The 24321-nt window shown below is 72.0% G+C and carries 25 protein-coding genes and 1 pseudogene; 8 read left to right on the top strand and 18 right to left on the bottom strand.

The features are described 5' to 3' along the window. Nucleotides 1–53: 53 nt before the first annotated feature. The 4 genes from J3A75_RS24055 to J3A75_RS24040 form a co-directional block, all read right to left on the bottom strand. Nucleotides 54–983: a glutaminase gene (locus J3A75_RS24055; RefSeq protein ID WP_012320467.1), complete on the bottom strand. Its 930-nt coding sequence runs from the start codon at nt 981–983 to the stop codon at nt 54–56. Between the two features lie 301 nt (nt 984–1284). Beyond that, nucleotides 1285–3054, bottom strand: coding sequence for an ABC transporter ATP-binding protein (locus J3A75_RS24050; protein ID WP_012320466.1), 1770 nt, complete (start codon nt 3052–3054; stop codon nt 1285–1287). A gap of 204 nt (nt 3055–3258) precedes the next feature. Next, nucleotides 3259–4635: an MFS transporter gene (locus J3A75_RS24045; protein ID WP_024829265.1), complete on the bottom strand. Its 1377-nt coding sequence runs from the start codon at nt 4633–4635 to the stop codon at nt 3259–3261. Beyond that, nucleotides 4632–5414 carry a PRC-barrel domain-containing protein gene (locus J3A75_RS24040; protein WP_209650951.1) on the bottom strand — a complete coding sequence of 261 codons (783 nt, stop codon included), beginning with the start codon at nt 5412–5414 and terminating at the stop codon, nt 4632–4634. The genes J3A75_RS24045 and J3A75_RS24040 overlap by 4 nt, the downstream gene beginning before the upstream one ends. Nucleotides 5415–5755: 341 nt before the next feature. Between J3A75_RS24040 and J3A75_RS24035 the strand changes: the two genes are divergently transcribed. Continuing rightward, nucleotides 5756–6163, top strand: a complete 408-nt coding sequence (locus J3A75_RS24035) for a hypothetical protein (protein ID WP_012320463.1) — start codon at nt 5756–5758, stop codon at nt 6161–6163. 112 nt (nt 6164–6275) lie between these two features. Here the strand turns inward: J3A75_RS24035 and J3A75_RS24030 are convergent. The 3 genes and pseudogenes from J3A75_RS24030 to J3A75_RS37085 form a co-directional block, all read right to left on the bottom strand. Then, a pseudogene (locus tag J3A75_RS24030) lies at nt 6276–6635 on the bottom strand (PRC-barrel domain-containing protein); the annotation flags it as partial. A gap of 117 nt (nt 6636–6752) precedes the next feature. Further along, nucleotides 6753–7238 (bottom strand): DUF2721 domain-containing protein, encoded by a 486-nt coding sequence (locus tag J3A75_RS24025; RefSeq protein WP_012320461.1) that lies wholly within the window; start codon nt 7236–7238, stop codon nt 6753–6755. A gap of 49 nt (nt 7239–7287) precedes the next feature. After that, complete coding sequence (locus J3A75_RS37085) at nt 7288–7410, bottom strand: hypothetical protein (RefSeq protein WP_266284939.1); 123 nt, start codon at nt 7408–7410, stop codon at nt 7288–7290. A gap of 243 nt (nt 7411–7653) precedes the next feature. Here J3A75_RS37085 and J3A75_RS24020 point away from each other — a divergent pair, with 243 nt between their 5' ends. After that, nucleotides 7654–8013: an SWIB/MDM2 domain-containing protein gene (locus J3A75_RS24020; RefSeq protein WP_012320460.1), complete on the top strand. Its 360-nt coding sequence runs from the start codon at nt 7654–7656 to the stop codon at nt 8011–8013. A 329-nt stretch (nt 8014–8342) separates the two neighbouring features. Here J3A75_RS24020 and J3A75_RS24015 read toward each other — a convergent pair whose 3' ends face one another. From J3A75_RS24015 to J3A75_RS23995, 5 genes are all read right to left on the bottom strand, one after another. Then, a complete protein-coding gene (locus J3A75_RS24015) occupies nt 8343–9140 on the bottom strand; it encodes an SDR family NAD(P)-dependent oxidoreductase (RefSeq protein ID WP_012320459.1) in 798 nt (265 codons plus the stop codon). 68 nt (nt 9141–9208) lie between these two features. Next, on the bottom strand, nt 9209–10636 hold the full coding sequence (locus tag J3A75_RS24010; protein ID WP_083374383.1) for an MFS transporter: 1428 nt from the start codon (nt 10634–10636) through the stop codon (nt 9209–9211). A gap of 272 nt (nt 10637–10908) precedes the next feature. After that, nucleotides 10909–12255, bottom strand: a complete 1347-nt coding sequence (locus J3A75_RS24005) for a hybrid sensor histidine kinase/response regulator (protein ID WP_012320457.1) — start codon at nt 12253–12255, stop codon at nt 10909–10911. Then, entirely contained in the window at nt 12252–13454 is a 1203-nt protein-coding gene (locus J3A75_RS24000; RefSeq protein ID WP_245295810.1) for an FIST signal transduction protein, read from the bottom strand. The genes J3A75_RS24005 and J3A75_RS24000 overlap by 4 nt, the downstream gene beginning before the upstream one ends. Nucleotides 13455–13617: 163 nt before the next feature. Further along, nucleotides 13618–14187 (bottom strand): c-type cytochrome, methanol metabolism-related, encoded by a 570-nt coding sequence (locus tag J3A75_RS23995; protein WP_012320455.1) that lies wholly within the window; start codon nt 14185–14187, stop codon nt 13618–13620. A gap of 271 nt (nt 14188–14458) precedes the next feature. On the opposite strand from J3A75_RS23995, the gene J3A75_RS23990 reads away from it, so the two are divergent. Both J3A75_RS23990 and J3A75_RS23985 read left to right on the top strand, forming a co-directional pair. Next, nucleotides 14459–15121, top strand: coding sequence for a transglutaminase-like cysteine peptidase (locus tag J3A75_RS23990; RefSeq protein ID WP_046154955.1), 663 nt, complete (start codon nt 14459–14461; stop codon nt 15119–15121). 103 nt (nt 15122–15224) lie between these two features. Further along, entirely contained in the window at nt 15225–15551 is a 327-nt protein-coding gene (locus J3A75_RS23985; protein ID WP_209650789.1) for a hypothetical protein, read from the top strand. A 96-nt stretch (nt 15552–15647) separates the two neighbouring features. On the opposite strand, the gene J3A75_RS23980 is transcribed toward J3A75_RS23985, so the two are convergent. The 4 genes from J3A75_RS23980 to J3A75_RS23965 are packed head-to-tail and all read right to left on the bottom strand — an operon-like array spanning nt 15648 to nt 18409. Further along, the gene (locus J3A75_RS23980) at nt 15648–16130 is read right to left on the bottom strand and encodes a low molecular weight phosphatase family protein (protein WP_024829273.1); all 483 of its coding nucleotides are present in this window, start codon (nt 16128–16130) and stop codon (nt 15648–15650) included. A gap of 22 nt (nt 16131–16152) precedes the next feature. Next, nucleotides 16153–16635 carry a UPF0262 family protein gene (locus tag J3A75_RS23975; RefSeq protein ID WP_012320451.1) on the bottom strand — a complete coding sequence of 161 codons (483 nt, stop codon included), beginning with the start codon at nt 16633–16635 and terminating at the stop codon, nt 16153–16155. Between the two features lie 10 nt (nt 16636–16645). Next, nucleotides 16646–17941 (bottom strand): histidinol dehydrogenase, encoded by a 1296-nt coding sequence (gene hisD / locus J3A75_RS23970; RefSeq protein ID WP_053622261.1) that lies wholly within the window; start codon nt 17939–17941, stop codon nt 16646–16648. A gap of 21 nt (nt 17942–17962) precedes the next feature. Continuing rightward, complete coding sequence (locus J3A75_RS23965) at nt 17963–18409, bottom strand: DUF2948 family protein (protein WP_024829275.1); 447 nt, start codon at nt 18407–18409, stop codon at nt 17963–17965. 188 nt (nt 18410–18597) lie between these two features. Between J3A75_RS23965 and J3A75_RS23960 the strand changes: the two genes are divergently transcribed. Beyond that, nucleotides 18598–18996, top strand: coding sequence for a hypothetical protein (locus tag J3A75_RS23960; protein WP_053622262.1), 399 nt, complete (start codon nt 18598–18600; stop codon nt 18994–18996). 310 nt (nt 18997–19306) lie between these two features. Here the strand turns inward: J3A75_RS23960 and murA are convergent, their stop codons facing one another. Continuing rightward, nucleotides 19307–20596, bottom strand: coding sequence for a UDP-N-acetylglucosamine 1-carboxyvinyltransferase (murA, locus tag J3A75_RS23955; RefSeq protein WP_012320447.1), 1290 nt, complete (start codon nt 20594–20596; stop codon nt 19307–19309). A gap of 86 nt (nt 20597–20682) precedes the next feature. Then, nucleotides 20683–20862 (bottom strand): hypothetical protein, encoded by a 180-nt coding sequence (locus J3A75_RS37285; protein ID WP_312892799.1) that lies wholly within the window; start codon nt 20860–20862, stop codon nt 20683–20685. Nucleotides 20863–21209: 347 nt separating this feature from the next. Here J3A75_RS37285 and hemA point away from each other — a divergent pair, with 347 nt between their 5' ends. The 3 genes from hemA (at nt 21210) to J3A75_RS23940 (ending at nt 24171) form a co-directional block, all read left to right on the top strand. Further along, nucleotides 21210–22478, top strand: a complete 1269-nt coding sequence (gene hemA / locus J3A75_RS23950; RefSeq protein WP_041372710.1) for a 5-aminolevulinate synthase — start codon at nt 21210–21212, stop codon at nt 22476–22478. A gap of 279 nt (nt 22479–22757) precedes the next feature. After that, nucleotides 22758–23555 carry an inositol monophosphatase family protein gene (locus J3A75_RS23945; RefSeq protein ID WP_024829277.1) on the top strand — a complete coding sequence of 266 codons (798 nt, stop codon included), beginning with the start codon at nt 22758–22760 and terminating at the stop codon, nt 23553–23555. 70 nt (nt 23556–23625) lie between these two features. Continuing rightward, nucleotides 23626–24171 carry an adenine phosphoribosyltransferase gene (locus tag J3A75_RS23940; RefSeq protein ID WP_012320444.1) on the top strand — a complete coding sequence of 182 codons (546 nt, stop codon included), beginning with the start codon at nt 23626–23628 and terminating at the stop codon, nt 24169–24171. Nucleotides 24172–24321: the final 150 nt, after the last annotated feature.

The raw sequence follows: 24321 nt of genomic DNA, 5'->3' as shown, positions 1-24321 counted from the left end.
CCGCGGAAGCGCGCGCCGCGCAAGGGGGCGCGACGCCGGCCGGGAGGGGACCCTCACGCGCCGAAGACGGACCAGCCCATGCGCTGCGTGAGCCGCTCCAGGGCGATGCGGCCGAGGTGGGAATTGCCCGCCGCGTCGAGGCCGGGCGACCAGACGGCGATGGACGCCTTGCCGGGCGCGATCGCCAGGATGCTGCCGCCGACCCCGCTCTTGCCCGGCAGGCCCACGCGGTAGGCGAACTCGCCCGACCCGTCGTAGTGGCCGCAGGTCAGCATGATCGCGTTGATGCGGCGCGCGCGCTCCGCCGAGACCACCGAGTGGCCGGTCGACGGGTTGACGCCGTTATGCGCCAGGAACCGGCCGGCCCGCGCGAGCTGGCGGCAGTTCATCGCGATGGCGCAGTGATGGAAGTAGACGCCGAGCGTGTAGTCGACCGGATTGTCGATGACCCCGAACGACTTCATGTAGTTGGCGAGCGCGGTGTTGCGGAAGCCCGTGCGCTTCTCCGAGGCCGCCACCGTCTCGTCGATGATGATGCCGGAATCCTGGGCCAGGAACTGCATGAAGCGCAGGATCTCGCCCAGCGCCTCGCGGGGCTCGTGACCCGAGAGGATCACGTCGGTGACCGCGATCGCGCCCGCGTTGATGAACGGGTTGCGCGGCACGCCGCGCTCCCGCTCCAGCTGGACGATGGAATTGAACGGGTTGCCCGAGGGCTCGCGGCCGACGCGCTTCCAGAGCCGGTCGCCGACCATGCCGAGGGCGAGGGTGAGCGTGAACACCTTCGACACGCTCTGGATCGAGAACGGCGTCTCGCTGTCGCCGCCGGTGAAGACCTGTCCCTCGGCGTCGATCACCGCCATGCCGAACTGGTCGGGATCGACCCGGGCGAGCTCGGGGATGTAGTCCGCGACCGCGCCCCGGTCGGAGCGCTGGGCCATCTCCTCGGAGATCTCCCGGATGACGTGGGCAAGGTCGGGCACGGTCGGGCTCGGGCGTCGCGTTGCGTCGGAACCGGGCCGGTTCGCGACGTCTCAGGCGATGCAAGGTCCGGTCCGGCCCGGCGGTGATCTAGCAGCGCCGGACCGGCCTGGGAACCGGAGCGGCCGCGCTCACGCGACGATCAGCCGGCGGGCGTCGGCCGCCGGGCGGTCACCCGATCCGCACCGTCATCGCGCGCGCGGCGACCCGGAGCGGCGCGACCTCGGCCAGCGCGGCGCGACCGGATTGCTTCGCGGCGCCCGCAGAGGCGGCAGCGGTGCGGCCGCTCGACGAAGAGGATTCTCACGCGGCGGCGAGCGCCATCGCCATGGATTCCTTCTTCATCAGCTCCCGGAAGAAGCCGTCGAGATGGGTCAGCTTGTCGGGCGAGCCGTCCTGCGCGATGCGGCCGCCGTCGAGGACGACGATCCGGTCGAAATCCTGCAGCGTCGAGAGACGGTGCGCGATGGCGATGACGGTCCGGCCCTTCATCAGGTTGGCGAGGGCGTGACGGATCGCCTGCTCGGATTCCGCGTCCAGCGCCGAGGTCGCCTCGTCCAGCAGCAGGATCGGCGAGTTCTTCAGGATCGCCCGGGCGATGGCGATGCGCTGGCGCTGGCCGCCCGAGAGCTTCACGCCGCGGTCGCCCACGATCGTGTCGAAGCCCTCCGGCAGGGCCTTGATGAAGTCGGTGCAGTGCGCGGCCTCGGCCGCCTGCCACACCTCCTCGTCGGTGGCGTCGGGCCGGCCGTAGCGGATGTTCTCGCGCAAGGAGCGGTGGAACATCGAGACGTCCTGCGGGACCACCGTGATCGCCTCGCGCAGGGATTCCTGGGTGACGCGCTCGATGTTCTGGCCGTTGATGCGGATCGCGCCGCTCTGCACGTCGTAGAACCGCTGGATCAGCGAGAACAGGGTCGACTTGCCGCCGCCGGACCGGCCCACGAGGCCGACGCGCTGGCCGGGCTCGATGACGAGGTCGAAATCCGTGAAGACCGGGCGTCCGTCCGGATAGTTGAACGCGACGTGCTCGAACTCGATCTTGGCGCCCTGGCCGGTCAGCGGCTGCGCCTCCGGATGGTCCACGAGGTCGTGGGGCTGGAGCAGGGTGTGCAGCGCCTCGGAGAGGCGGGCGGTGTGCTGGGTCGCGTCGACCAGCGCCACCGCGAGGTCGCGGGTGGCGGCGAGGATGCGGATGCCGAGCGTGCAGACCAGGACCACCTGACCGTTCGTCGCCTGGCCGGCCTCCCACATCTGGATCGCCCAGTAGAGCAGGCCGAACACGGCGAGCACGGTGAGCACCGCGTGCACGATGCGCAGCTTCTCGAGATAGAGCAGGGACGAGCGGCGGGCCCGCATCTCGGTGGCGATGGTGCCCTCGAAGCGCTGGCCCTCGCGCTTGAAGGCCGAGAAGGCGCGCACGAGCGACATGTTGCCGACGAGGTCGACCATCTCGCCGTCGACGGAGGCCGCCTTGGCGGCGAAGTCGTGGTGCAGCGGCTTGCCGGCCGAGGCCATCTTGAACATCAGCACGACGACGGCGGCGAACACGCCCGCCAGGATGCCCGCCATGGTGAGGTTCACGGTGGCGATGTAGGCGATCGACCCGAAGGCCGCGACCGTCGGCGGCATCACGTTGAACACGAACATGTTCTCGACCGTGAAGATCGCGTTCGAGGTCGCCGTGATGCGCGACGCCAGGGTGCCCGGCTGCCGGTCGGAGAAGAAGGTCGGCGAATGGCCGGTCAGGTGCCGGAACAGGTCGCGCCGGATGTCGCCCGTGATGCCCACGAAGGTGAAGGCGCCGGTCAGCGCGGCCACGCGCCAGAGCATGTTGTCGGCGGCGATGAAGGCGATCAGGACCGCGAGGGCGCTCCAGACCACGGTGTTGCCCGGGCCGGGCCCCTTCGTCAGCGCGTCGACCACGCCCTTGAGCGCGTAGTCGGTGGAGACCGAGAAGCCGACGGCGCCGAGCACCGAGATCAGGATGACCAGGTGCGGCAGCCAGCGGCGCCGGAGATACCGCCCGACGAAGGCGAAGGGCCTGTCGGCGTATCGGTGCAGCTCTTCCATCGCGGTGACCATTCCGTATTCGCGCGGCTTTGGCTTACGGGCTGAGGCGGAGTGCAGCGCGGGCGCAGTCTGACCCGCAGCGGCAACGCGAGAGCGTTGCCATATGTTTCACCGGCCCGCACCTTCGTTGCGCTTTTATCCGCAGAACCTGAACGCCGCTTGAGCGGCGTGGAAACACCCAAGCGAATCCGATGCCGCCGCTGGTCAGGCCGCCCGCTCCGACTGGCGCGTCTCCGGCATGATCAGCGCCACCAGCATGAAGGCCGCGAAGCCGACGACCGCGAGCCCCAGGAAGGCGCTGTGGCTGCCGAGATGGTCGGCCATGATGCCGGCGAGCGAGGTCGAGAGGGCCGCGCCGATGCCCATGGCGGTGCCGACCGCGCCGAGGGCGAGGTTGAAGCGGCCGGTGCCGCGGGTGAGGTCCGACACGATCAGCGGCACCATCACGCCCAGCACCGAGGCCGAGATCCCGTCGAGGACCTGGATGGCGACGAGGCCGTAGGGGTTGGTGGTGTAGGCGAGGAGCAGGCCGCGGACCGGCAGGGCGCCGAAGCCGAACAGCAGGACCGGGTAGCGGCCGAAGCGCTCGGCGGCCCGGCCGACCGCCGGGGCGCTGACCGCGAGGACGGCCTGCGGGACCATGATGCAGGCGGCGACCAGCGCGGTGGCGGTCTCGCTCGCCCGCAGGGTCAGGACGCTGCCCACCAGCGGCAGCATCGCCGCGTTGGCGAGGAAGAACAGCACCATGCAGGCCGCGAAGCACAGGAGGCCGCGGTTGGTCAGCAGGGCGCGGATGCCGTCCTGGCCGGAGGCCGGCGCCGCGGAGGCCGGCGCCGCCTGGGCCGCGGCCGGCTCCTTGAACACGCTGGCATCGATGTCCTGGGCGCGGATGCGCGCCAGCGCGATCACCGTCGGGATGCCGAGGGCGGCGGTCAGGTAGAAGACGGCGCCGTTCGACAGGTAGTAGCCGATGGCGCCCATGCCGGCCGCGCCGAGGGCGTTGCCGAGGGCGGCGAAGCTCGCGTTCCGGCCGAGGCGCTCGCCGGCCCGGGCGCGCCCGACCAGGCCGATGCTGATCGCCGCGATGGCCGGCGTCAGCACGCAGCTCGCGGCCGAGTGGAGCGCCATCGCCAGGAGCACGACCAGGAAGCTCGGCCAGACCGCGAGCGCGAACGCGCTGCCCGCGATGCCGATGACCGCCACGGCGGCGGCGAAGCGCTTCGAGCGCACGACGTCGACGAAGGCGCCTCCCGGGACCTGGCCGAGGAGCGCCACGAGGCTCCCCACCGTGAGGGCGAAGCCGATGTCGGACTGCGTCCACTTGGCCTGGGAGAAGTAGACCGCCAGGAACGGGCCGAACCCGGTCTGCAGGTTGGCCACGAAGAACGCGAAGGCGTCGAGGCCGTAGCGGCTCGCCGACGAGATCGCGCGTCCGCCGTGGGCCGCCGAGGCTGCCGGCGAGCGCGCGGCCTCGGCCGCCTGATCCTTCAGGCGGGCCGGACGGGAGCGGATGTCCTGCCGGGGCACGTCGCGCTCGCGGGCGGCGGCGGCGGTTCTGACCTTCAACCGGGCCACCGTCACTTATCCGGTGCTTTCTCCGGGGGCAGGGCGGGTGCGGGCGCGGCCGGGGCAGAGGCCGGCGGGGTCGCGGCGGGCGGCGCCGTGCCCCCGGAGGCGGCGTTGCCCGGGACGGTCGATGCCGGGGCCGGCGCGGCCGGGGCCGGCTGCGGCGGCGTCGCCGAGCCGGACGCGGGCGCTGCCGCCTGCTCGCCCTCCGGCGCGGGCGCGGCCGGGCTGGCGGGACCCAGGACCACGATCGGCTCGCCGGCCTTGTATTCCGGTGAGACGCGGACCTGGTTGCGGGTCAGCGCGACTGACAGCTTGCGCTCCTTCCCGCCGTCCGGCGTGAAGCGCAGGGCGCGCCAGTCCACGGCGATCTTGCGGGTTCCGACACCGAGGAAGCCGCCGAAATCGATGATGGCGGCGCGGGGGTGGCCCTCCTTGTCGATGATGATGTCGATGACGCGCCCCAGCTCGTCGCCGCCGGCGCTGCGCACGCTGCGGCCGAGCAGGCTCTCGTAATCCTGGGTGTCGAGGACGGTGGCCGGCGTTCCCTGCTGCTGTGCCTGCGCCGCGGCGGGCGGCGCGCCCGCGGCAGCCGGCGGGCTGGCGGGCGGGGAGGCCGGCGTCGCCGCGGGCGGAGGCGGAGGCGTCGGCGCCGGTGGCTGGGCCGGAGGAGCAGATTGCGGCGCGGCCGGAATCTGCGGCGCGGCCTGACCGGCAGGACCCTCGCTGCCGCCCGGCTGGGCCTGCGCCGCGGTCCCCGACGCCCAGAGGGCGAGCGTCACGGCCGCGATCATCCGGTTGGTTCTGAACACGCTTCGTCCTCTGAGGAAAGGCCGGGCTGCACCGGCGCGCCGGCGCGTCCACGACCGCATTCGGCCGGTCCCGGGTCCGCCGCCGGCAGGACCCCGCCTGCGGATGGCGTCGTGCCGCAGGACCTGGGCGAAGTTATGGACCGCGGCGGCCCGACAGCAAGGCTCGAGCCGCGCCTGTCGGCCGAGCGGCCGAGGGTGTCCGGCGATCATCCCCCGGCGTCCCATGGCGCTGTCTGGTTTTCGCCGCATCCCCAGCGTAGACAACCGCGCATAAACCCATGCGAGCCGCGGATGACACCGCGGCCACTGTCGAGGACCAAACGATGTCGACCCTCACCACGTCGCGATGCGCGGCAGCGCGCGGCCTCGCGCTCGGCGCCGCTCTGGCCGGTCTCGTGGCCGGCTGTCAGGCGCTCGGCGGAGGCGGCGGCGTGATGCCGGCGACGGAGGTCGGGCTGCCGCCGTCGCTGCGCGGGTCTCTGCCGAACCGCGAGCCGCACAACGCCGCGGTCGACGCTGACGGTCAGCCGCTCCAGACGGCGCCGACGAAGCAACTCGCGATCCCGAAGAACGCCGGCGGCGCCACGCGGACGGCCGACAGCGGCGAGCGTCGGATCCGGCGCGAGGATCTCGACGGCGGCAACGCGGCCGTCGGCGGCAGCGGCGGGAGCGGCTCGATGGGCCCGATGCTGTCGCCCGGCGGCAGCGTCGGTCTCGGCGGGAAGTTCTGAGCCGATCCGTCCGAGCGCCCGCACCGGTCCGCAACGCCGGCACCCGCGCGCCGTGACCGGAGGCGGTGCGGGCGCGTGAGCCCGGTCGACGAGCTCGGCCGAGTTCGGCCTAGCCGACCGCCTGGCTCGGCGCCTCCGCGAGCACGCCGGGCTCGATGTCGACCACGTAGCCGCCGAGTTCCGTGCTGTAGCTGAGGCTCTTCCACGGCAGCGGATGGTGGGTCTCGCCGAGCCCGAGGAAGCCCCCGAAGGCCAGAACCGCGTAGGCGACCTGTCCGGAGACCTTGTCCACCATGAAATTGTGGATCGCGCCGAGGTGGCGGCCGCTGCGGTCGTAGACGGCCGTGCCCTCGACCATGTTGGACGCGATCAGCCGCGGCGTCTCGTCGATCGCCATGCCCTCGCCGGTGGGGTCGAGTTCCAGCGTGCCGGGCTCTCTCAAGGTGCGCTCGTTGGGCAGGTCCGTCGGCATGGTCTCTCCCGGTTCGCGCGCGGGGCAAGGCCCGCGTGGCGGCCCCTCGGCTCACTAAGCGCGCGGGTCGGGACGGGTTCCGCCGGCCGGCCGGGCGTTCGGGCCCGCACCGTGCGCTCAGCGGTCGGGCGGCATGCCGGCGCTCGCCCGCCGCTGGTTGATCCGGTCGCGGACCGATCGGTTCGCCAGCAGCATCTCGAACCCGAAGGCCACGAGGGCGCACAGCGTGCACAGGATCGCCGCACCGAACAGGCCGAACAGCAGGGTCGCGACCGTGCTGTCGCGCAGCGCTCCCACGAACAGGGTCAGCACCGAGCCGCAGGTCGCCACGCCGCCGAGCGCGGCCAGGAACACCGCGGCGTCCAGGGCCAGGGAGCGCCGGTGAAGGCGGTCCAGGCGCTGCCCGAGGCGGACGCGCTCGGCATCGCCGGCCCCCGCCAGCAATCCGGAGACGTGGTCGGCCTGGTCCGCCACGCGCGCGAGCCGGGCGCCGAAGACGTTGAGGAGCGTCGCGATGCCGGACAGGAGGAAGACGGGGCTGAGCGCAACCTGGACGACGTGCGCGGTGCTCTCCAGGCTGGCGAGGGTGATCGGGTCGGTCATGCGGTCGGGCTGATGCACCCGACGGACCGGCGCGGCAATCCCGGCGCGCTCAGATCAGTCCGCGGACCGGTGCGACGCCGGAGGCCGTCGTCTCCGCGCGGATCACCAGGCCGAGACCCGTGACCAGTCCGGTGGCGAGCAGAAGCGCGAGCGTGAGGGCCGGGGCGAACATGCCTGTACTTCGCGCGCAGGATTGTTAAGAGCAGGTTTCGCACCCGGCATCTGGCCGAATAATCTTCACGACGGCATCGATCGGGCGATCCCACGGGGGATTCCCGTGCGTGCCTTGTGGATGAGCGTGCTTCAAAGGCAATTTCCCCTTGGAACGGCGGCGGCACCGCTTAGTTGCTGCTATGCTGGCTCGGCCGTGGGGCGATCATGCCCCGGCCTGCGGCCCGAGAACCGGAGGAAGTTTATGGCCACAAAGACCGAGAAGGCTGCGCCGAAGGCGGCCAAGACCACCAAGACTGCGGAGAAGGCCGCCCCGGCGAAGGCTGCGAAGCCGGCTGCCGCCAAGTCGGCCGGCACAAAGCCCAACGCTCTGCAGCAGCCGCTGAAGCCGTCGGCCGAGCTCGGCGCCATCGTCGGCACCAGCCCGCTGCCCCGCGGCGAGGTGGTCAGCAAGGTTTGGGATTACATCAAGAAGAACAACCTTCAGAACCCGCAGAACAAGCGCGAGATCGTCGCCGACGACAAGCTCAAGAAGGTCTTCGGCAAGGACAAGTGCTCCATGTTCGAGATGAACAAGCACCTCGCCGCCCACCTGAAGGCCTGATCACGACCTAGAGCCCAGTCCGGCGTCTCGTCCGGGCCGACGGCTCTAGGCGCCTCCGTGACGCGCCAGTCGGGCCGGAAGACCGGCCGAAATGGTGCGGCGCGCCGCGGGCGAGAGCCCGGTATCCGGAGCCATCGGCCGTTCCGGAGGTCTCGGGCCATCCGCTGAGCCGGACGCGTCCCACGGGTCTGGATCCGGGGCTTCCCTGCGCGCTCCCGCCGAGGCAAAGCCGTCCCGCGCCCGCAGGGTCGCGGACAGGGCCGGTCGTCCGGCGACCGGCCGGGCGCGTCCGCGCCGAGCCTGCTCCCGATGTCAGGTGCTGCCCGATCCTAGGCGAGGCCCTGCAGGACACCGCCATCGACCCGCAGAGCCGCGCCGGTGGTGGCGCTCGCGGCCGGGCTGCAGAGGTAGGCAACGAGGTTCGCCACCTCCTCCACCCGCGCGAGGCGCTGGATCAGCGAGGAGGGCCGGTGCTCCGCCACGAACTTGCGGCCCATGGCTTCGAGGTCGGCATCGGCCGCGCCGCCGGCCATCTGCTTCATGAACTCGGCGACACCTTCCGACAGGGTCGGGCCGGGCAGGACGCTGTTGACCGTCACGCCGCTCCCGGCCACCGTCTGGGCGAGCCCGCGGGAGATCGCGAGCTGCGCGGTCTTGGTCATCCCGTAATGGACCATCTCGGTCGGCGTGTTGATGCCGGACTCGCTGGAGATGAAGATCACCCGGCCCCAGCCCCGCTCCGCCATGCCGGGCGTGTAGGCCCGGGACAGGCGCACGCCGCTCATCACGTTGACGTCGAAGAAGCGCTGCCAGTCGGCATCCGGGATCTCGAAGAACGGTTTCGGCTCGAAGATCCCGGTGTTGTTGACCAGGATGTCCACGGCCGGCAGCGCCTGGACGAGCGCGGACACGCCGTCCGCGGTCGCGACATCACCCGGCGCCGCGAAGGCCCGGCCGGCCCTGGCCTCGCCCCGCAGCTTCGCCAGCGCTGCCTCGACGCGCTCGGGCGTGCGGCCGTTGATGCCGACCTCGGCGCCGAGATCGCAGAGTTCCTTGGCGATGGCGTAGCCGATACCGCCGGTCGAGCCGGTGACCAGGGCCTTCCGGCCGGTGAGATCGAGATCCATGGGACGCTCCAGCACGTGACTCGTTCCGTCAACGCGGTCCGGTGCCCGCGGTGGCATACGGGACCGGTCTAGCCGCTCCGACTCCGCCGCAGGACGCTGGCGCAGCCGCCAATCACCGAGAGCGCCACCGCGCAGGACAGCGAGATGGTCACGGCCCGCTCGGCCCCGAGCCCGTGGGTCAGGCCGAAGATCACCGCCACCAGGGCCGCGCCGAGCGACTGCCCGGTGAGCCGCGCCGTCGACTGCATCCCGCTCGCCCCGCCGGCCCGCTCGCGCGGTGCCGAGGTGACGATGACCTTGTTGTTGGGCGACTGGAACAGGCCGAAGCCGAGGCCGCACAGGGTCAGCCGCCAGACGATGTCGAGGATGGCGGGCGCCGCGGGCAGGAGGGTCACGCTGACGAGCCCGGCGGCCATCATGGCCAGTCCGATGCCGCCGAGGATGCCGGGCGGGTAGCGGTCCGCGAGGCGGCCGGAGATCGGCGCCATCGCGGCGACCGCGATCGGCCAGGGGGTGAGCAGGAAGCCCGTCTGGGTGCTGGAGAGGTGCAGCACGTCCTGGAAGTAGAAGGGCAGCGCCACGTAGGAGACCATCTGGGCGCAGAACGAGGCGACCGACGTCGCCATCGACAGGGCGAAGGCGGGGATCCGCAGCAGGTCGACCGGCAGGAGCGGTGCGGGCAGCCGGATCTGACGCCGGACGAACACCGCGCCGACCACCAGGGCGGCCGCGAGTTCGACGATGGCGACGCCCCGGGCTTCCGGATCGCCGAGGCCGTCGATCCCGATGATCAGCAGGCCGAAGGTCAGGGCGTTGAGCACCGCGCTCACGAGATCGAACGGCCGGCCGCTCGCCGGTGTGACCGGCAGGGTCCGGGACGCCACCGTCAGGGCCAGGAGGCCCACGGGGATGTTCACGAGGAACAGCCAGGGCCAGGTCGCCACCGACAGGATCGCCGCGGCCACGGTCGGGCCGGCGGCCGAGGCGACCGCCACCACGAGCGCGACGTTGGCGACCCCCTGGCCGATCATCCGGTGCGGGTAGATGAAGCGCACGAAGCCGATGTTGACGCTCATGATCGCCGCGCCCCCGAGACCCTGGACGATGCGGGCCGCGATCAGGAGCGACAGGTTCGGCGCGACCGCGCAGGCGAGGGAGGCGGCGACGAACACCGCGAGCCCCGGCAGGTAGACCTTCCGGAAGCCGAAGATGTCGCCGAGGGCCGCGAAGGGCAGGAGGCTCGCCGTGACGGCGACCTGATAGGCGTTGACCACGAAGATCGCGTCGGCCGGCCTGACCGAGAGGTCCTTCGCCATGACGGGCAGCGCCACGTTGACGATGGCTCCGTCGAGGACCGCCATGGTCATGGCAAGCCCGATCGCCGCCATGGCGAGGACGCGCTCGCGGGGCGGCAGGCCGTCCTGGACGGGCGCCTGCGGGGGCGGCTGGGGGCTGCCCGGCGCGCCGCCTGTCGGACCGTGCGGGACCTGCGCCATGGGTGCGCGCTCCTGCGGCGTCCCGGCGGGTCCGTGACGTCGATGGCTGGGAAATCCGGACGCGGGACGCGAGGCGGATGCTGCTCCCTGTCGCGCAGGCGGTCGGTCCCGTCGAGGGGCGCCGTGTGTCCTATGTCACGGCGCGGGCGGGTCCGTTCGCGCCGGATCGGCCCGCCGTCGGCAGCACGCCGCGCGGCCCGGGCGCTCGATCGGTTCGGGAGCGCGCGGCGCGCGCCGGGCGCGACCCGGAGCGTCGCGGGTCCCGACCGGGATCAAGCCAGCATGTATGTCAGCAGGGAGCGGAGCTGGGCCGGCTTGATCGGCTTGTGCACGAGTTCCGCTCCGGCGGCTGTGACGCGATCCTCGACCGCGCTGGAATGGTCGGCGGTGGTGACGATGACCGGGAGCGGCTCGGCCCGCAGCGCGCGGAGATAGGCGGCCACGTCGAGGCCGCAGGCGCCCTCGTCGAGATGATAGTCGAGCACCAGGATGTCCGGCGCCCCGGCGCCCGCCTCGACGGAGGCCTTCACCCCCGCGAGGTCGCGGAAGGTCGAGACCCGGGCATCCCAGTTCTGGAGGAGGCGCGCGAGGGCGTCGGCCGTCGAGGCGTCGTTCTCCACGACGAGGACGTGCGCTCCCGAGAGCCGGGTCGCCACCGGGGCGGGCGGCGCGGCCGCGGCCGGGACCGCGCTCAGGGGCAGCGTCAGCGCGACCCGGGTGCCGTGGCCGACCCGGGAGCGCAGCCGCAGGGGATGGTCGAGGGCCAGGGCCATGCGGCGGACGATCGACAGGCCGAGGCCGAGGCCCGGCTCCTCGCCGCTGCCGGTCCGGTCGCCGCCCCGGAAGAACTCGTCGAAGACGAGGTCGCATTCCTCGGCGGCGATGCCGCAGCCCGTGTCGGTCACTTCGATCCGGACAGCGCCGGACCGGCGCCGGGCCGCCAGGACGATCCCGCCGGTGCGGGTGTACCGGACGGCGTTGGAGACGAGGTTCTGGAGGATCCGCTGCAGGAGCACCACGTCGCTGGTGACGGTGACCTCCGGACAGTGCACCGACAGGCGCAGACCCTTGCGCTGCGCGAAGGGTTTGAAGCTCTCCGCGAGCTCCGCCAGCAGGTCGGGCAGGAAGACGGGCTGGACCTGCGGTCGAACGACCCCGGCATCGAGTTTCGAGATGTCGAGCAGCGTCTTGATCAGGTCCTCGATGGTCTGCAGGCCCCGCTCCACCTGTCCGGCGATGGCGCGCGCTTCCGGCGGGACCTCGAGGTCGGCGAGCGCCGAGATCGACAGGCGGGCGGCATTGACCGGCTGCAGCAGGTCGTGGCTCGCCGCCGCCAGGAACCGCGTCTTCGAGCGGTTGGCGGTCTCGGCCTCCTCCTTGGCCGCGGCCAGCGCCTCGTTGGAGCGCTCCAGCCGGTGCATGAGCCCGGTCAGCTCCTCGGTGCGGGTGCGGACCCGGCCCTCGAGCATGATCGCCGTCTGGAACAGCGAGTAGGCGCTGCCCCGCTGATCCATGGAGCGCTCGACATGGGACATCAGCGCGGCGTTGATGCGCTCGAGCTTCTCGATCCGCCGGTGCAGGGACGCGTCGGTCTCGAGGCCGTTCGGGTGCAGGGTCACGACGCGACCGGGGCGGCGGCCGCGGCCGGCGCGCCCGCGGCGAGGGTCTTGCCGATGGCGATGCCCGTGAAGGTCTGGTTCAGGTGCATCGCCCGGTACTGCTCGCCGAAGGTCTCGAAGCCGACGACGTTGTAGCGGCGGTAGAGGTCGGCGATCCCGTGGCGCACCTGCCGGCTCTCGGCGTCGAGGCGGCGGAGCACGCACTCGAAGCCGATGATCAGGTCGACGCCGCCGAGCACGGCGTCGAGGCGGGCCAGCTCCGCCCGGGTCGAGGCGACGATGTCGCGCGGCTCGGCGAGGGTCAGCACCACGCCCTCGTCCACCGCGCAGAAGAAGCTGAGCGAGCCGTCCTCGTTCATCCGCCGGATCGAGCGGCAGAAATACTCGCCGCCGACCTTCACGGCGAGCGGGTAGGCGGCGAAGCTCATCGGCGACAGGCCCTCGGGGTCGAGGCCGATCGCCATCGCGTATTCCCGGGCCGCCGGCTCCGCGTTGAGCTCGTGCACGGTGCGGCGCTCGCCGTCCGAGGCGGTGACCACGAACTTGGTCCGCGTCGGCTCGAAGTTGTCGCTCTTGAAGATCTCCACCGAGAAGTCGGTCTCGACGAGCACCAGGACCGCCGCCTTGCGGTGGATCTTCCCGCCGTGCAGCATGACGGCGTCGCGGAAGCGCAGGTCGTCGCCGGCCGAGCCGCCGACGATCGGGATGCCGTCGAGTGCCCAGGCGATCGCCGAGACCACCGTCTCCTCGGCATTGGCGAGCCCGTCGATCAGCGACAGGGCGAAGCGGTGGCCCGTGCCGGCCGCGTCGACATCGCGGCACCGGTCCAGCGGGTCGAGGGTCCGGCGCAGCGCCCGGACCGCCGAGGCGGTCCGCTCCACGTCGAGGTGGTCGATGGCGTCGAGGACGGTCGAGACGATCCGGAAACGCTCGGCCGGGAACGCGATGACGACGAGCCCGCGGTCGAGGCCGCCGGCCGGGGCGATGCCGCCCGACATCGAGCAGCCGGCCACCGGCACGCCGGGGAACCGGGCCTCCAGCGCGCGGGCCAGGATCTCGGCGTCGTAATCGGCGGAGAAGAACGCGACGACCTGCGACAGGGCGGTGTCACCGACCGCGAGCGCGACCTCCGCGGCCGCGTCGGCGGCCGCGGCCGCGTCCGTCCAGGCCGTCCAGATGCCGCACAGATGGCGGCGCACTCCCGATCCTTGAGCCACGTTCCACCCCCTGCGACCCCCTCGGCAGGCTTGGTGCCCGCTCTTCAGCGTCTTGCGCGGAGTATGTCGTGCGCAACCGAGCGGTGCAACGGGGCGTGTTGCCCCCGGTCCGGTTCACAGGCGAGGCCGGACCGGGGAGTGGCGCTCACTTCATGCAGGCATCCTCGGCCTTCTCGAAGGCCGCGGGCTTGGCCTCGTGGTCCGCCGGCCGGCCGCGGCCGATCGCGCCGTCCGAGCGGGCGCGGAGATAGGTGTATATGTCGGGCAGGTAGCACATGACGTTCTTGTTCTCGCCGAAGGCCGGCATGACCAGCTCCTGCGAGGCGTTCACATCCCGCTTGCCGCCCACGACGATGCCGGCGAAGTGCGCGTAGTCCATGCCCTTGAGAGCGTCGACCAGGGACGGCGCGTAGGTCGAGCCCATCCCGTCTGGCCCGTGGCAGGCCAGGCAGTTCGCGCTGTACCGCACGTAGCCGGACATGGTGTACCAGTCGACCTTCTTGCCGCCCTCCGTGATGTGGTACGTCGGGTCGCCGTTCTTGTCGGTGTACTGGCCGTCCTGGACTTTCGCCGGCTGCGTCGGCCCCTCGCTCTTCAGGTCGGCCGCGGGCGGAGCGGCCGTCGGAGCCGCGGCGGACGCCGGCAGCATCCCCAGGGTCCCTGCTGCGAGCCCGGCCAGGACCAGGCTGGCGAGTCTGTCTGCAACGCTCCGCATCCGTCTTCCTCCTGCCGCCCACAGGCGTGTTCTCGGTGGCGCGGCGCCGGGATAACGGCGGATCTCGGTCGAGAACACCTTGTCACACCTTCACGTTTTCGCGCTTGGCCGGTGAGCGCCGCGATGAGTGGACGAGGGGGCGCTTATCCGCGTTGCGCACAGCATTAACCTTTTGTTAATCGGCGGATTGCCGCCGGCCCGCCGGCGTGAGAGCTTTCGTTAACGAGAGCTTAACGGTTGGGTCCCGGCGATGCGGTTCGCGGTTTCCATGATGCAGGGACTGGTCAAGGGACCCGCCTCGCGTCGGCTCTCCCGGAGCCGCTGGGCGGGCCTCGCTGCCCTCGCCGCCATCGGCGTCGCGGGTCTCGCCGCCCCGGCTCAGGCGCAGACGCTGGCGAGCCTGCCGACCGAGGCCGGTGCCCGGGTGCAGGGCGACGCCAAGCCGATCGCGGCCTGGGTGACGTTCTGCCAGACCTACGCGGCGGAGTGCGCGCTGGACCGGGGCGAGCCGGCCCGGATCAGCCTGACGCCCGCCACCTGGGCGACGATCGTGTCGGTGAACCGGCGGGTCAACAAGGCGGTCGAGCCGATGACCGACCAGGACCACCTGCACGTGGCCGACCGCTGGGACCTGGCCGAGGACGGCATCGGCGACTGCGAGGACTTCCAGCTGCTCAAGCGCCACATGCTGGCCGAGGCCGGGCTGCCGCGCCGCGCGATGCGCATGACCGTGGTGATCGACGAGAAGGGCGAGGGCCACGCCGTGCTGACACTCATCACCGACCGGGGCGACCTCGTCCTCGACAACAAGACCAACGCCATCCTGCCCTGGCACAAGACCGGCTACGTCTTCATCAAGCGCGAGAGCCAGGACGCCGTCGCCTGGGTCTCCCTCGGCGGCGTCACCTCCCCGGTCACCACCGCCAACCGGTGAGCAAGGCACGCGGCCGGCGGTGGAACCCAGGCCGCCGGCGCCGCGCCTTAACGGATTGCTAACCGTGCGGCGCCACTCTGTCGGGTGACGGAGTGCCTGAACGATGCCGCGAGCCCGCGACGTGACGCCGGTCCCGCTTCTCGCGGCCGTCCTCGTCGCCGCCGCCTGCGGCACCGCGCGGGCCGCGAGCGAGACCGAACTCCGCCACGCCGCGTGGCGCGACTGCGTCAGCCGCAACTTTCACATCCAGGCCGCGCTGACCGACCGGGATCTCGCCGCCGACGCCGCCTTCCGGGCCTGCCGGACCGCCGAGGACGCCTATCTCGCGACCCTCGCAGCCTCGCCGCTCCTCGACGGCGACGACGTCGTCCGCGCCCGGCCGCTCCTCGCCGGCCGGATCCGGGCTTGGCTGGTGGGCGATCGCGGCTGAACCCAGCGGCCCCCCGGGCCGCGCGACGTTCCGGGTCGCGGCAGCAACGATCCGCCGCACGGCACTGGCAGGGTGCCGGGGCGAGAGGCCGCCCGCCTAGGCTTTGAGCCGGGCCTTGATCCGCCGGGTCAGGCCGTCGCGGACGTCGCGGTAGGCGTCGAGGCGCTGCTCGCGGGACGCGTCCTGCACCAGGGTCGGGTCGGGGGTCGGCCAGTACTCGACATCGGCCGCGAGCGTGTGGGTCAGGTCCAGGGCCCGGTGATGCGCCTCCGGCGCGAGGGTGATGATCAGGTCGAAGTTCAGACCCTCCCAGTCCTCGAGTTCCTCCACGGTGCGCGGCCGGTGCCGGCTCGCGTCGATCCCGACCTCGTCGAGCGCCGCGATCATGAACGGGTCGGTGGGCTCGCCGGATCGTACCCCGGCCGACTGCACGTAGGTGGACTTGCCGAAATAAGCGCGCGCGATCGCCTCCGCCGCCACGGAGCGCACGGCGTTGTAGTTGCACATGAACAGGACGGACTGCACCCGCCGCTTCTTCGGGGAAGCGTCGGGAGGAGGCTCGGGAGCGGGCTCAGCCATCGCCGGTCGGCGCGGAGGGCGCCTAGCCCTTCCAGTGCAGCGCGAAGATCAGGGTGAACAGGCGGCGCGCCGTGTCGTGGTCGAGGTCCACCTTCCCCTCAAGCCGCTGCTTGAGCGTCTCGGACGCCTCGTTGTGCAGTCCGCGCCGACCCATGTCGATCGCCTCGATCTGCGACGGCGAGGCGGTGCGGATCGCGTTGTAGTAGCTCTCGCAGATCATCTCGTAGTCGCGGATCACCCGCCGGAACGGCGTCAGCGACAGGAGGTGCGTCATCACCGGCTCACCGTCCACCGTGGCGATGGCGAAGGACAGCTTGTTCTCGACGAGGCCGAGCGTCAGCGCGTAGGGCCCCTCCCGACCGGGGATCGTGAAGGAATTGTCCTCCAGGATGTCGAACAGCGCGATCGCCCGCTCGTGCTCCTGATCCGGATTGCCGCGGGCGATGGACGCCTCGTCCAGGCTCACCTTCGCGAGGCGGTTCGGCCCGCGCTGCTTCTCCGCCATCCCCAAAACCTCACAGGTTCAACCGGATCGCGACGGAGCGGGCATGCCCCTCCAGGCCCTCGGACCGGCCGAGGTTTATCGCCGCCGGGCCGAGCGCCCGCAAGCTCTCCGGCGTGCAGGCGAGGATCGTCGTCCGCTTCATGAAGTCGAGCACGCCCAGCCCGGACGAGAACCGGGCCGAGCGGGCCGTCGGCAGGACGTGGTTGGGGCCGCCGACATAGTCGCCGATCGCCTCCGGCGTGTGCGAGCCGAGGAAGATCGCGCCGGCATTGCGGACCTTGGCGGCGAGCGCCTCCGCGTCCTGCGTCTCGATCTCCAGGTGCTCGGGTGCGAGGCGGTCCACCAGCGGCACGGCCTCGTCGAAGGTGCGGACCCGGATGATCGCGCCGTAATCGCGCCAGCTCGCCCGGGCGATCTCCTGGCGGGGCAGGGTGGTCAGCGCGCGCTCGACCGCCTCCTCGACGGCCCCGGCGAGTTCGGCGCTGTCGGTGATCAGGATCGCCTGGGCGGCCACGTCGTGCTCGGCCTGGGCCAGCAGGTCGGCGGCGATCCAGTCGGGGTTGGCGTGGCCGTCCGCCAGGATCAGCACCTCGGAGGGGCCGGCGATCATGTCGATCCCGACCTGGCCGAAGACCCGGCGCTTGGCCGCCGCCACCCAGGCATTGCCCGGTCCGACGACCTTGGCCACGGGGGCGATGGTGGCGGTCCCGTAGGCGAGGGCCGCGACCGCCTGGGCACCGCCCACCCGGTAGACCTCGTGGACGCCGGCGAGCTGCGCGGCGGCCAGGACCAGCGGGTTCATCTGGCCGTCCGGTGTGGGCACCACCATGACGAGCCGCGGCACGCCCGCGACGCGGGCCGGCAGCGCGTTCATCAGCACCGAGGAGGGATAGCTCGCGGTGCCGCCCGGTACGTAGAGGCCGACCGATTCCAGCGCGGTCCAGCGCCATCCGGCCGTGACGCCGAGGGCGTCCGTGGCCCGGTGATCTTCGGGCCGCTGGGCCCGGTGGAAGCTCTCGATCCGCTCGGCGGCGAGGCGCAGCGCCTCCAGGGAATCCGGCGGGCAGGCCGCGACGGCCGCGGCCATCTCCGCGTCCGTGACCCGCAGCTGCGCCGCCGAGAAATCGGCGCCGAGCCGGTCGAAGCGCCGGGTGAAATCGACCAGCGCGTCGTCGCCCCGGGTGACGACGTCGGCGATGATGCCGCGCACGGCCTCGTCCACGTCCTCGGCGATCTCGCGCTTCACCGTCAGGAGGTGCGCGAAGGCGGCGGCAAAATTCGGATCGCTGCTGTCGAGCCGGACCATCGGGAAGCCTTCTGTCTCGCGTCAGGCCGCCGGGCCGGCGGCCGTATCGGTGTCGATGTCGTGTCCGGGACGGGTGGCCGATTCCCAGACCGGGCCGAGATCCTTCATCCGGACCTCGATGCACTCGACCTCCAGCCGCAGGGCCGCGCCGCCGGAGAAGACGAGGTCGATATGCCCGGAAGGCGCGTCCGTCGGCTCGAAGGTGAGGGCGAGCAGGCTCATGGGCGTGGCGTCGTCCGGCTTCAGGCCGCGACTCTTCACGCCCAGCACGCGCTCGACATGCAGGCCGGCGAGGCGGCGGCGCGGCGGGACGTTCGGCGTCCAGTCGAAGCGGCGCACGGCCATGAGGAAGCGCTGCTCGCCCGCGAGGTAGGTCAGGTCCTGCGGCCGCAGGATCGCGTCCTGCAGATGGGCCGAGATCACGGTCAGGTCCTCGGTGTCGAGGGCGGCGAGCCTGAGCAGCTCCATGCAGATGGTCCTCGGGGGATACGGGGCGCGGATCGGGCGGCGCGGGCCGGTCCGCGGCACGGCGTAGGTAGCGGCGCGGCCCCGATCGGGCAACGGCTGGTCTGGGGATCGCGATCCCGGTCGAGCACAGGCTCGGCCCAGCGTCGCCGTTTAGACGCGCTGGCGGACGAGCCGAGGCAGGGTCTCATATGGCCGCACTCACCGAGCGCGCGGTTCTGGCGGTGCTGACCATCGGGCTGCAGGCGGTCGGATCCGCCTCCGCGCAGGTCGGCCCGGACGCGCGGCCCTACATCTACGGCCGCCCGGCGCCGGATCGGGATGTCTACGCACCGCCACCGCCCGGCGGGCGCCCGCCGCCTCCGCCGGCGGATGACGGGTATGGCTGGCGTCCACCCCCGCCGCCGCCACTCGACGATGCGTATGACAGGCGCGGCCCGCGCTGGCGCGGCGATTTCGGGCGCCGGTGGGACGACAGCGTCTGCGTGACGGCCCGCGGCACCTGCACGGTGCGCCCGGCCCCTCCCGATGCGCCCTGCGGCTGCGATATTCCCGGCTTCGGCTACAAGCGCGGGCAGATCGAGGATTGAGCCCGACGGCCGTCGGACGCGATCGACGGCGATGGGCGGCCACGGCCGCGTTCGGACGCCGCGCGCGGCGGGACCGCGGCAGCCCCGCGCCGCATTGCCGGGGCGGGTAGGAGCGGCGGTACGCCCTTCGCGGCGCGGGCGACCGCGCCGAGCAGGTCGTGGTCCATGCCCGGGCTTCGTGGGCGGTCGCCGGCGCTCACGAAGGCCGCGCAGCCCCGGTCGGTGCGCCGCCGGGGCTCCGTGCTGAGCCGGACTTGCGGCCGCCGCAGGCGCCGCGCAGCCCCGGCCGGTGCGGACCGAGCGCTGCCGTTCAGGCCCGGACGCGCTCGATCTGCGCGCCGCAGCGGCCGAGTTTGGCCTCCAGCGCCTCGAAGCCGCGGTCGAGATGGTAGACCCGGTTGATCTGGGTCTCGCCCTCGGCGGCGAGGCCCGCGATGACCAGGGAGACCGAGGCGCGCAGATCGGTCGCCATCACGGGGGCGCCCTTCAGCCGGTCCACGCCCTCGACGATGGCGAGATCGCCCTCGAGGCGGATCTTCGCGCCGAGGCGGGCCAGCTCCTGCACGTGCATGAACCGGTTCTCGAAGATGGTCTCGCGGATGTGCGACTGGCCCTTGGCCAGCGTCATCAGCGCCATGAACTGCGCCTGGAGATCCGTGGGGAAGCCCGGGAACGGGTCGGTGGTGATGTCCACCGCCGCGATGCCGCCGCCGTTGCGGCGCACGCGGATCCCGCCCTCGACCTGGGTGATCTCCGCGCCCGTGGTCGACAAGACGTCGAGGGCCGAGTGCAGCAGGTCGGCCCGCGTATCCTTGAGCACGACGTCGCCGCCGGCCATCGCCACTGCCATCGCGTAGGTGCCGGTCTCGATCCGGTCGGGCAGGACCTCGTGGCGGGCGCCGTTCAGGCGGGCCACGCCCTCGATCTCGATGCGCGGCGTGCCGGCGCCGCGGATCTTGGCGCCCATCTTGTTCAGGCACTCCGCGAGGTCGACCACCTCCGGCTCGCGGGCGGCGTTCTCGAGCACCGTGGTCCCGTAGGCGAGGGCGGCGGCCATCAGCGCCACGTGGGTGCCGCCCACCGTCACCTTGGGGAAGGCGATCTCGGCGCCGCGCAGCCCGTTCTTGGTCCTGGCGACGACGTAGCCGGCGTCGATCTCGATCTCGGCCCCGAGCCGCTCCAGCGCCATGATCAGCAGGTCCACCGGGCGGGTGCCGATGGCGCAGCCGCCCGGCAGCGACACCTTGGCCTCGCCGAACCGGGCGAGCAGCGGCGCGACCACCCAGAAGCTCGCCCGCATGGTCGAGACCAGCTCGTAGGGTGCCGTGGTGTCGATGACGTTCGAGGCGGTGAGCCGGATCGTCTGGCCCGTCTCGGTGGTCTGACCGGGGCGCTTGCCCACGACCATGTGGTCCACGCCGTGATTGCCGAGGATCCGCGTCAGCGCGGCGATGTCGGCGAGCCGCGGCACGTTGATCAGCTCCAGCGTCTCGCCGGTCAGCAGGCTCGCGATCATCAGCGGCAGCGCCGCGTTCTTGGCCCCCGAGATCGGGATCACGCCGTTGAGCGGCGCGCCGCCGGTGATGTGGATGCGGTCCATCGTGTGTCCTCGGGCGGCGCATCCGCGAGGACGCGCGGCCGACCGTGCTGATCGCGGGCGCGGCAGCGCCCAGGCTTGGCCGTGCCCTATAGACCGGATTTGTCGGAATCAGGACCGCTTCCGTCGGATTCGCGCGTGCAGGACTGATCCGCGCCCGGTGACGGTCCCGCCTCGGCCCGTCCGCGGTCCTGCGCCTTGCGGCGGCGCAGGTTCTGGCGCAGCGCGGCCTTGAGGCGCTCCGCGCGCTCGTCCTTGGAGCCCGTCACGGCGCGACCCTTGGTCGCCGCAAGGTCGGGGCGGAGCGACCCCCGCCGGATGAGCCATCTGCGGATGGTGACATGAGCTGTTGCAGGGGGCAGGAGCCAAATTCGGATCGGAAGATCCTGCCGGACGCTAGCGGGTTCACGCGGGCCTCTCAACGGATGCAACGCTGCGATGTCGGAACCTTACCTTGAACCAGTTCCAGATCCGCGCGTATCTTGCGGCCCTCACGCGAAGGACTGGACCGAGGCCGGACCTCGATCGCGGGCCTGAGATGCCGCCTCGGCGGTGTCGCCCGCGCGGCCGAATACGCGAAGGACGCTCGATGACCGTCACCCGGATGCCCAGCACGATGCTCGCCCAAGCGGGATCGACGCGCGCCGGATCCGGCTACGAGCGCTACTTCCGCGGGGCCCTGGATCAGCTGCACGGCGAGCGGCGCTACCGGGTCTTCGCCGACATCGAGCGGATTTCGGGCCGTTTCCCGACGGCCAAGTGGCGCCAGCCCGAGGGCAAGACCACCGAGATCACGGTGTGGTGCTCCAACGACTACCTCGGCATGGGCCAGCACAAGGAGGTCGTGGCGGCCATGACCGAGACCGCCGCCCGCTGCGGCGTCGGCGCCGGCGGCACCCGCAACATCGCCGGCAACACCTCGCCGCTGGTCGATCTGGAGCGCGAGCTCGCCGACCTGCACGGCAAGGAGGCCGGCCTCGTCTTCACCTCCGGCTACGTCTCGAACCAGGCCGGCATCTCGACCATCGCCAAGCTGATCCCCGACTGCCTGATCCTGTCGGACGCCTTCAACCACAACTCGATGATCGAGGGCGTGCGCCATTCCGGCTGCGCGAAGAAGATCTTCCGCCACAACGATCTCCAGCACCTGGAGGAGCTGCTCCGGGAGGCCGGCGACCGGCCCAAGCTGATCGTGTTCGAGTCGGTCTACTCGATGGACGGCGACGTGGCGCCGATCGGCGAGATCTGCGACCTCGCCGACCGCTACGGGGCGATGACCTACCTCGACGAGGTCCACGCCGTCGGCCTCTACGGCCCGCGCGGCGGCGGCATCGCCGAGCGCGACGGCGTCATGCACCGGGTCGACGTGATCGAGGGGACGCTGGCCAAGGGCTTCGGCTGCGTGGGCGGCTACATCACGGCTTCGGCGGCGATCTGCGACGCGGTGCGCAGCTTCGCGCCGGGCTTCATCTTCACGACGGCGCTGCCGCCTGCCGTGGCGGCGGCGGCGCGGGCGTCGGTGCGGTATCTCAAGCGCTCGGGCGCGGAGCGGGAGGCGCACCAGCGCCAGGCGGCGGCCACCAAGGCGGCGCTGCGCGCGGCGGGCCTGCCGGTCCTGGAGACGGAGACGCACATCGTGCCGGTGATGGTGGGCGATGCCGAGCTGTGCAAGGCGGCGGCCGACCATCTTCTGGAGCACCACGCGATCTACATCCAGCCGATCAACTACCCGACGGTGCCGCGCGGGACCGAGCGCCTGCGGATCACGCCGTCGCCCTTCCACGACGCGGCGCATATCGAGCGCCTGGCTGCGGCGCTGACGGAGACCTGGGAGGCGCTGGACCTGCCCCGCGCCGGCACGGTGTTCGTCGAGGCGGCGGAGTAGGATCCGCGCCGCCTCTCCCCGAGAGGCGGTGCTGCGGGCGCCCGCTTCCGCGAAGGGGGCGAAGCAACCCGGGGGGCCCGTTCACCGACGGCCTGCTGCCCTGGATTGCGTCGCTCCGCCCGCGGAGACGGGCGCGACGGCGTTCTGACACCGGCCTCGACCCCGCGGCTCGGCGCTGAGGCGGCCGCCCGCACCGCTCCCATGTCCCGACCCCATCTCGTCTTTTCCGGCGCCGACCTGTAACGACGGCCCCGATCCTCACCCGCGAAAAGTCCGCCCATGATCTCCTCCCCGCTCATGACCGTGATGGTCGATGCCGTGCGCAAGGCCGCGCGCGGCCTGCGCCGCGACTTCGGCGAGGTCGAGAACCTGCAGGTCTCGCGCAAAGGTCCGGGCGACTTCGTCTCCGCGGCCGACCGCAAGGCCGAGGAGGTGCTGCGCGACGCCCTCATGAAGGCGCGTCCGGGCTACGGCCTCGTGCTGGAGGAGAACGGGATCATCGAGGGGACCGACAAGAGCCACACGTGGCACATCGACCCTCTCGACGGCACGTCGAACTTCCTGCACGGCGTGCCGCATTTCGCGGTCTCGGTCGGTCTCGAGCGCGAGGGCCAGATCGTGGCCGGCGCGATCTTCGACCCGATCAAGGACGAGCTGTTCGTCGCCGAGCGCGGCAAGGGCGCCTATCTCAACAACCGGCGCCTGCGCGTCTCCGGCCGCCAGGACATGGCGGACGCGCTGGTGGGCTACGGCACGCCCTATCTCGGTCGCGGCAGCCATCCGCGCCTCCTGCGCGAGCTCGGCGCCGTGATGGCGGTGGCCGGCGGCACCCGCCGGATGGGCTCGGCGGCCCTCGACATGGCCTACGTCGCCTGCGGCCGCCTCGACGCCTACTGGGAGCGCGATCTCCAGACCTACGACTTCGCCGCCGGCGTGATCCTGGTGCGCGAGGCGGGCGGCTTCGTGACCTCGGCGGACGGCGCGGCCGAACCCCTGGCCCCGCGCTCGGTGGCCTGCGGCAACGAGGGGCTGCACCGGGACCTCGTCGCCATCCTCAAGAAGGTCCAGGCGGCCTGAGCCGCCGTGAACTGGTCAGGGCGCCGAGCTTCTGCTTTAAGCCCGCGGTTCTCCACGGAAGGCCGAACGCATGGAAGCCCGCCGCCACGTCGCGCTGAAGGAATCGGTCCGCTCGATTCCCGATTACCCGAAGCCGGGGATCATCTTCCGCGACATCACCACGCTGCTGAGCGACCCGCGCGCCTTCCGGCGGGCGGTCGACGCCCTGGTGCACCCCTACGCCGGCGGACAGATCCACCAAGTGGCCGGCATCGAGGCGCGGGGCTTCATCCTGGGCGGGGCCATCGCCCACCAGCTCTCCTGCGGCTTCGTGCCGATCCGCAAGAAGGGCAAGCTGCCCCACAAGACCGTGTCGATGGCCTACGCCCTCGAGTACGGGACCGACGAGATCGAGATCCACGTCGACGCCGTCCGGCCGGGCGACAAGGTGCTGCTGGTCGACGACCTGATCGCCACCGGCGGCACGGCGATCGCGGCCGTGAACCTGCTCCAGAAGATCGGCGCCGAGATCGTGGCCGCCTGCTTCGTCATCGACCTGCCCGAGATCGGCGGCGCGCAGCGCCTGCGCGACCTGGGCGTCGAGGTGCGCACCCTCATGCAGTTCGAGGGTCATTAGGGCCCGCGAAACGTTGACTTCGCGGGGCCCATCCGCCATAAGCCCGCCACTCGCGACGTGGCGCCCCGCATGGGCGCCCTTCGTGTTTGCAGACAACCAGGACGCGTGGAGGTCGGGTGCAGCATCAGCTGCCCGCGAGCGCGCCTCGAC

Origin of the sequence: Methylobacterium sp. PvP105 (assembly GCF_017876975.1) — a bacterium.
In the GTDB taxonomy this organism is placed as follows: Bacteria; Pseudomonadota; Alphaproteobacteria; order Rhizobiales; family Beijerinckiaceae; genus Methylobacterium; species Methylobacterium radiotolerans.
The sequence above is the reverse complement of the archived record's forward strand: the minus strand, read 5'-3'. Positions and strand labels throughout refer to the sequence as shown.

What these genes read in the sequence shown, in the direction of transcription:
- J3A75_RS24050 (WP_012320466.1), bottom strand. Translation starts at nt 3,054, where the DNA reads ATGGAAGAGCTGCACCGATACGCCGACAGGCCCTTCGCCTTCGTCGGG.
- J3A75_RS24020 (WP_012320460.1), top strand. Translation starts at nt 7,654, where the DNA reads ATGGCCACAAAGACCGAGAAGGCTGCGCCGAAGGCGGCCAAGACCACC.
- J3A75_RS24010 (WP_083374383.1), bottom strand. Translation starts at nt 10,636, where the DNA reads ATGGCGCAGGTCCCGCACGGTCCGACAGGCGGCGCGCCGGGCAGCCCC.
- J3A75_RS23965 (WP_024829275.1), bottom strand. Translation starts at nt 18,409, where the DNA reads ATGGAGCTGCTCAGGCTCGCCGCCCTCGACACCGAGGACCTGACCGTG.
- J3A75_RS23985 (WP_209650789.1), top strand. Translation starts at nt 15,225, where the DNA reads ATGCCGCGAGCCCGCGACGTGACGCCGGTCCCGCTTCTCGCGGCCGTC.
- J3A75_RS24035 (WP_012320463.1), top strand. Translation starts at nt 5,756, where the DNA reads ATGTCGACCCTCACCACGTCGCGATGCGCGGCAGCGCGCGGCCTCGCG.
- J3A75_RS23945 (WP_024829277.1), top strand. Translation starts at nt 22,758, where the DNA reads ATGATCTCCTCCCCGCTCATGACCGTGATGGTCGATGCCGTGCGCAAG.
- J3A75_RS23975 (WP_012320451.1), bottom strand. Translation starts at nt 16,635, where the DNA reads ATGGCGGAGAAGCAGCGCGGGCCGAACCGCCTCGCGAAGGTGAGCCTG.
- J3A75_RS23980 (WP_024829273.1), bottom strand. Translation starts at nt 16,130, where the DNA reads ATGGCTGAGCCCGCTCCCGAGCCTCCTCCCGACGCTTCCCCGAAGAAG.
- J3A75_RS23960 (WP_053622262.1), top strand. Translation starts at nt 18,598, where the DNA reads ATGGCCGCACTCACCGAGCGCGCGGTTCTGGCGGTGCTGACCATCGGG.
- J3A75_RS24025 (WP_012320461.1), bottom strand. Translation starts at nt 7,238, where the DNA reads ATGACCGACCCGATCACCCTCGCCAGCCTGGAGAGCACCGCGCACGTC.
- J3A75_RS23990 (WP_046154955.1), top strand. Translation starts at nt 14,459, where the DNA reads ATGCAGGGACTGGTCAAGGGACCCGCCTCGCGTCGGCTCTCCCGGAGC.
- hisD (WP_053622261.1), bottom strand. Translation starts at nt 17,941, where the DNA reads ATGGTCCGGCTCGACAGCAGCGATCCGAATTTTGCCGCCGCCTTCGCG.
- murA (WP_012320447.1), bottom strand. Translation starts at nt 20,596, where the DNA reads ATGGACCGCATCCACATCACCGGCGGCGCGCCGCTCAACGGCGTGATC.
- J3A75_RS23995 (WP_012320455.1), bottom strand. Translation starts at nt 14,187, where the DNA reads ATGCGGAGCGTTGCAGACAGACTCGCCAGCCTGGTCCTGGCCGGGCTC.
- J3A75_RS37085 (WP_266284939.1), bottom strand. Translation starts at nt 7,410, where the DNA reads ATGTTCGCCCCGGCCCTCACGCTCGCGCTTCTGCTCGCCACCGGACTG.
- J3A75_RS24040 (WP_209650951.1), bottom strand. Translation starts at nt 5,414, where the DNA reads ATGATCGCGGCCGTGACGCTCGCCCTCTGGGCGTCGGGGACCGCGGCG.
- J3A75_RS23940 (WP_012320444.1), top strand. Translation starts at nt 23,626, where the DNA reads ATGGAAGCCCGCCGCCACGTCGCGCTGAAGGAATCGGTCCGCTCGATT.
- hemA (WP_041372710.1), top strand. Translation starts at nt 21,210, where the DNA reads ATGCTCGCCCAAGCGGGATCGACGCGCGCCGGATCCGGCTACGAGCGC.
- J3A75_RS24015 (WP_012320459.1), bottom strand. Translation starts at nt 9,140, where the DNA reads ATGGATCTCGATCTCACCGGCCGGAAGGCCCTGGTCACCGGCTCGACC.